Source organism: Streptomyces sp. CO7 (genome assembly GCF_053474865.1).
In genome coordinates this window covers 220,236-225,490 of sequence record NZ_JBRIOU010000005.1, presented here as the reverse complement: position 1 = coordinate 225,490, position 5,255 = coordinate 220,236, and the positions used below count along the sequence as shown (strand labels likewise).

The following is a 5,255-nucleotide window of genomic DNA, read 5'->3' as shown; positions in this document are numbered from 1 at the left end:
GATCAGGGGTGGGGAGGGTGTCAGACAAGACGTCGCTCCAGGGATCGCAGGAGGAAGGAGGCGAGGTAGGAGATGACGATGAAGGCCACGCCGATCACCGTCACCGGCTCGGTGAACCGGAAGGCGTTCTGCGAGAAGAGCCGCGCCTCGCCGAGCATCTCCAGGACGGTGACGGTCATCAGCAGCGGCGTGTCCTTGAGCATCGAGATCACGTAGTTGCCCAGCGCGGGCACCACGCGCCGCACGGCCTGCGGCAGGATCACCGCGGTCCAGGTGCGGCGCAGCGGCAGGTTGAGCGCCTTGGCGGCCTCCCACTGGCCGGCCGGCACGCCTTCGATGCCGGCGCGGTAGACCTGCATGGTGTAGGTCGAGTAGTGCAGGCCCAGACCGATGACGCCCATGGTGAGGGCGGAGAGGGTCAGGCCCCATTCGGGCAGGACGTAGAAGAGGAAGAAGAGCTGCACCAGCAGCGGCGTGTTCCGGACGAACTCGGTGAACACGCCGACGGGCCAGCGCACCCAGCGGCTCGGGACCCTCATCAGCAGGGTCCAGACCAGGCCGAGGGTGAAGGAGAGCAGGGACCCCAGCACCAGCGCCTGCAGGGTGACCAGCAGGCCGTCCCAGAAGTGCGGCATGAAGTCCGCGACAGCGTTCCAGTCCCAGTTCACGCGGCAGCACCCGCCTTCGAGTCGGCCGTGGCCTCGGGGGTGGCCGTCCGCACGGTGCGGCCGGTGCGGACCTTGAGGTTCTTCTCCAGGCCACGCATCATCCGCGTCAGCAGGAAGGCGAGGACGAAGTAGATGATCAGAATGTAGGTGTAGATCTCGGTGCTCTCCTGGAGGGCGAGCCGGATCAGGTTGCCACTGAACGCCAGGTCGCCCATGCCCATGATCGACACCAGGGCGGTGCCCTTGAGCAGTTCGACCAGCAGGTTGGAGAACGGCGGGATCATCTCGGGCACGGCCTGCGGCAGCAGGACGAGCCGCATCCGCTGCCAGGGGGTGAGGCTGAGGGCGATGCCCGCCTCGCGCTGCGCCTGGGGCACGGCGGCGATCGCGCCGCGGACCACCTCGGCGCCGTACGCGCCGTAGGTCAGGCCCAGGGCGAGAGTGCCGGCCCACAGCGGGACCAGCTGCCAGCCGAAGGCGGTGGGCATCACGAAGAAGACCCAGAACATCATGATCAACGCGGAGGTGCCGCGGAACACCTCGGTGTAGAAGCCCGCCAGGAAGCGGACGATCCACAGCCGGTGGGTACGGGCGACACCGGCCACGAAGGCGACGGCGGTGGCGAGGACGGCGCTGAGCACCAGCAGCTGGACGGTGATCCAGACACCGTTCAGCACCAGTTCCCACAGGCCGGAGGTCATCGAGCTGTTCATCGGGCGCACAGCTCCTTCGCGGTCAGGTCGGTCATCTCCGACTCGGTGAACCCGAAGGGCCGCAGCACGCGGAGCAGCTCGCCGCTCTTCTTCATCTTGTGGAGCTCGGTGTTGAAGGCGTCGCGCAGCCGGGTCTCGGTGGGCCGGAAGGCGAAGGCGCCGCCGTCGATCCGCTCCTTGCCGCCGACGACCGGGGCGAACGGCTCGGTGGCCTCGGCCTTGCCCGACTTCTTGACCACCTCGCGGGTGGTGACGGCGGTGCCCGCGAACACGTCGGCGCGTCCGGACTCGACGGCGTTCAGTCCGGCCACCTGGTCGGGCACGATCAGGATCTCGCTCTCCGGGATGCCGGCGTCGATCGCGTACTCGATCTCGGCGTAACCGGTCCCTGTGGCGAACTTCGCCTTCTTCTCGACGACGTCCCGGTAGGTGCGCAGCCCCATCGGGTTGCCCTTGCGGACGACGAAGGAGTCGAGCATCTGGTAGTCGGGGTCGGCGAAGATCACCTGCGCGCAGCGTTCCTTGTTGACGTACATGCCGGCGGCGACGACGTCGAACTGCTGGGAGTTGAGGCCGGGGATCAGGGAGCCGAATTCGGTCGGCACCGGCTGGACGGAGTCGACCCCCAGGCGCTTGAAGATCACCCGGGCGAGCTCGGGGGCCTCGCCGGTGAGGTTCCCGTCCTTGTCGATGTAGCCGAAGGGTATTTCGCCGGCGATGCCGACCCGCACCACGCCCAGCGCGCGCAGGCGTTCCAGCAGGTCCCCGCCGTCCTTTCCGTCCTCGGTGGGGACCCGGCTGCACGCGGAGACGCCGAGCGCGGCGGCCGCTGCGGCCCCGGCGCCCAGCAGGCTCCGCCGGGTGAGTGGTCTTTCCTTCTTGAAGGGAGGTGAAGACATGGCCGCGCGCCTACCCGAGCGCCGATGGCCTAATCCGATCGGTTTCCCGGGCGGTGCTGGGTACCCGGAAGGGACCGGAACGACGGTGCCGGTGCACGTGAAGGTGACGGAGAGGCTGACATGACCGCACTCGGATTCATCTACCCGGGCCATTCGGCCGAGGACGACTACCCCCGCATCGAGCAGCTGATCGGCAGCGACATCCGGGTCGACGTGGTCCACACCGAGCTCGGTGAGGACGTGCGGCGGGTGGATGTCCTGCGGGAGACGGGCGCGCCGGGGCCGCTGGCGAGCGCCTGCGAGCAGTTGCGGCTCTCGGGCGCGGAGGCCGTGGTCTGGGTGAACACGGCGGGCAGCTTCGTGGACGGCTGGGAGGCCTCGCGCGAGCAGGTGCGGTCGCTGGCGGTGGCCGCGGGGATGCCGGCCTCCTCGGCCTCGTTCGCCTTCGTGCACGCGGTGCGCGAGGTGGGCGCGCGGCGGGTGGCCGTGGCGGCCACCTATCCGGAGGACGTGGCCGCGCTGTTCGTCTCCTTCCTGGAGGAGGGAGCGGGCGTCCGGACCGTCTCGGTGCAGGGTGCGGGCGCGGTCACCGCGTCGGACGTGGCGTCGTGGGGTCCCGACCGGGTGCACGAGCTGGTGCTGGCGGCCGACCATCCGGAGGCGGACGCCGTACTGGTTCCGGACAGCGCGCTGCACACCGTCTCGTCGCTGCCGGCGCTGGAGGCGGCGGTGGGCAAGCCGGTGCTCACCGCGAACCAGGTGTCGGCGTGGGAGGCCCTGCGCCTGACGGACCGCCGGGTGAACGCCCCGGAACTGGGCGCTCTCTTCACCCGTGAGCCGCTGGTGCAGGTCTGAGTTCGCACCCCGCCGGCCCGTCGGCCCGGGCTTCATAAACTGGTGCGTTCCGCTGGCATATGCCACCTGCGAAAGCACGGCGAGGAGATCGCGGCAGGGCCGGAAGGCCCTGTCCGAATAGCTACGCACCGGTATCGTGAAACGGGTCGATCGGCCCCGCTCCACCGGGAGTGGGGAACGGCCCGAACACGCTGGCGCAGGGGGAAACCGTGGCGCTGAACGAACCGGCCGCGTCGCGCCACACGGTCCAGGAGGCCCTCCGGGTCCTGGACGTCGTGGAGCGGCATCCCGCCGGAATCACCGACGCAGAGCTCGGCCGTCAGCTCGACCTCGCACCGCGGCGCCTGACCACGCTGCTGCGGATGCTGAGGCGGGAGGGCTTCGTCCTGCGCATGCCGGACGGCGCGTACGCCGTCGGCGACACCTTCGCCCGCCTGACCTCGGTGGACGGACGTGACCGGGCGCTGCGCGCGAAGCTGCAGCGCACCTTGAACCGGCTGCGCGAGGACGTCGGGGCGGCGGTCTACCTCAGTCGTTACGTCGACGGCGAGGTCCACGTCTCGCAGTACGCCGCCGGCCCCGAGACACCGGCGGTCAATGAGTGGGTGGACTTCCGCTGGGCCGCCCACGCCAGCGCCGTGGGCAAGAGCCTGCTGGGGCAGCTCGACGGGGACGGCCGCCGCGACCACCTCTCCCGGCACCGGCTGGCCCGGCTGACCTCGCGCACCATCACCAGCGAGCGGCTGCTCCTGTCCCACCTGGAGGCCCAGCCGCCCACCGCGCCGATGCTGGACATCCAGGAGTACGCGGTGGGCACGGTCTGCGCGGCGGTCCCGATCTCCTCCGGCGCGCGGGTGACCAGCCTCGCGCTGTCCATGCCGGTGAGCCAGGCGCACCGGCTGCGCAGCGCCGCCGACAAGCTCCACCGGGAGGCCACGCCGGTGATGCTGTCCCTGTCCATCGGCGCGTGAGCGGCGGGCGCGTGGCCGGTCGCCCGGCCACGCGCCCCGGCCTGCGCCCCGGCCCGTGCTCCGGCCTGTGATCACGACCGGCGGAAATTGGTCACCAGCACCCTGGAGGACCAGGTAGTATTTTCTTCGTCGCCGGCCGCGGAAGCGGACGGCGGGAGTCATGCGCCGCTAGCTCAGTTGGTTAGAGCAGCTGACTCTTAATCAGCGGGTCCGGGGTTCGAGTCCCTGGCGGCGCACAGAAGAAGGGCCCCTCGCCTCGGCGAGGGGCCCTTCGGCGTTCACGCGGTCCCGGGGTGGGTCACCTCGGTCAGAAGGTGACGTCCGAGCAGGCGTAGAAGGCGTTCGCGGTGTCGGCGACCGTCCATACCGCGACGATCACGTGCCGCCCGCTGAGGCCGCCCGGCAGCGTGCCGCTGTGCGAGAGCGTCTGCGGCGGCTGCTGGTTGTTGTACGGCACCGTGAGGAACGGCGTCAGGTTGAGGTCCGACCGGGCCAGCGGGTGGCTCTGGTTCCAGCCCGGCTTGGTGACGTAGTAGCGGAAGTCGGTCGTCGAGTGCCGGGCGGTGAACTGCCACCGGAAGGTGTAGCTCTGCCCGGACGTGACCTTGGTGGCGGGCCAGGCGGCGCCCGACGGGGTCTTGGGCTGGTCGAGCTGGTTGAAGGTGGAGTGGCCCGCCGAGCAGATGTCTCCGTCGGCGGGGCCGGCGGCCGGGAAGCCCTTGGGGCCCTCGACGCTCTGCGGCTCCCACTGGATGGAGCCGCAGTTCGTCACGGTGCCGTTCTGACAGAGCTTCTGCCGGCTGACGGGCAGGTCCGTGTAGCCGTGGCCGGTGGCGCCACCGGTGGAGAGCACCATGGCTCCCACAGTGGCCAGACCGACCGAGGCCGCGTACAACTTCGTGCGTTTGCGCATGCCGACGCTCCCTGGGGGTGGGGGGTCCTTGAGCCGTACCGAACTGAACCGAGCTGATGGTGCGGTGAAGGTCTAGACCAAGTTCCAAAGTAGAAGCGTGATCTAGACATGTCCATACCAATCTCGGTCGCTCTTGCGGAACGGGCGGATCCTCCACCTTTCGGAGCCGGGCGGCGGGCCGGGGACGGGCCGTGGGACGTGTACGGGACGGCCGTGGGACGTGTACGGGACGGGCC

Annotated in this window: 6 protein-coding genes and 1 tRNA gene; 3 read left to right on the top strand and 4 right to left on the bottom strand. The window is 70.1% G+C overall.

What is annotated here, in order from left to right; translation table 11 throughout:
- Positions 1–20: 20 nt before the first annotated feature.
- Genes ehuD through ehuB form a run of 3 tightly spaced genes read right to left on the bottom strand, consistent with a single transcriptional unit; the run spans position 21 to position 2,280 of the window.
- Entirely contained in the window at positions 21–668 is a 648-nt protein-coding gene (gene ehuD / locus ACOV8S_RS19475; RefSeq protein WP_448319076.1) for an ectoine/hydroxyectoine ABC transporter permease subunit EhuD, read from the bottom strand.
- A complete protein-coding gene (ehuC, locus tag ACOV8S_RS19470; protein WP_351114270.1) occupies positions 665–1,369 on the bottom strand; it encodes an ectoine/hydroxyectoine ABC transporter permease subunit EhuC in 705 nt (234 codons plus the stop codon). Before ehuC ends, ehuD begins: the two co-directional genes overlap by 4 nt.
- A gap of 8 nt (positions 1,370–1,377) precedes the next feature.
- Positions 1,378–2,280 (bottom strand): ectoine/hydroxyectoine ABC transporter substrate-binding protein EhuB, encoded by a 903-nt coding sequence (ehuB, locus tag ACOV8S_RS19465; protein WP_448319075.1) that lies wholly within the window; start codon positions 2,278–2,280, stop codon positions 1,378–1,380.
- A 120-nt stretch (positions 2,281–2,400) separates the two neighbouring features.
- On the opposite strand from ehuB, the gene ACOV8S_RS19460 reads away from it, so the two are divergent.
- The 3 genes from ACOV8S_RS19460 (at position 2,401) to ACOV8S_RS19450 (ending at position 4,342) form a co-directional block, all read left to right on the top strand.
- Positions 2,401–3,135, top strand: coding sequence for a maleate cis-trans isomerase family protein (locus tag ACOV8S_RS19460; protein WP_448319074.1), 735 nt, complete (start codon positions 2,401–2,403; stop codon positions 3,133–3,135).
- A gap of 209 nt (positions 3,136–3,344) precedes the next feature.
- Complete coding sequence (locus ACOV8S_RS19455; protein ID WP_382550733.1) at positions 3,345–4,106, top strand: IclR family transcriptional regulator; 762 nt, start codon at positions 3,345–3,347, stop codon at positions 4,104–4,106.
- Between the two features lie 162 nt (positions 4,107–4,268).
- Positions 4,269–4,342, top strand: a tRNA-Lys gene (locus tag ACOV8S_RS19450).
- A 71-nt stretch (positions 4,343–4,413) separates the two neighbouring features.
- Here ACOV8S_RS19450 and ACOV8S_RS19445 read toward each other — a convergent pair.
- Positions 4,414–5,019 (bottom strand): lytic polysaccharide monooxygenase auxiliary activity family 9 protein, encoded by a 606-nt coding sequence (locus ACOV8S_RS19445; RefSeq protein ID WP_382550735.1) that lies wholly within the window; start codon positions 5,017–5,019, stop codon positions 4,414–4,416.
- Positions 5,020–5,255 lie beyond the last annotated feature (236 nt).

What these genes read in the sequence shown, in the direction of transcription:
- ACOV8S_RS19445 (WP_382550735.1), bottom strand. Translation starts at nt 5,019, where the DNA reads ATGCGCAAACGCACGAAGTTGTACGCGGCCTCGGTCGGTCTGGCCACT.
- ACOV8S_RS19460 (WP_448319074.1), top strand. Translation starts at nt 2,401, where the DNA reads ATGACCGCACTCGGATTCATCTACCCGGGCCATTCGGCCGAGGACGAC.
- ehuC (WP_351114270.1), bottom strand. Translation starts at nt 1,369, where the DNA reads ATGACCTCCGGCCTGTGGGAACTGGTGCTGAACGGTGTCTGGATCACC.
- ehuB (WP_448319075.1), bottom strand. Translation starts at nt 2,280, where the DNA reads ATGTCTTCACCTCCCTTCAAGAAGGAAAGACCACTCACCCGGCGGAGC.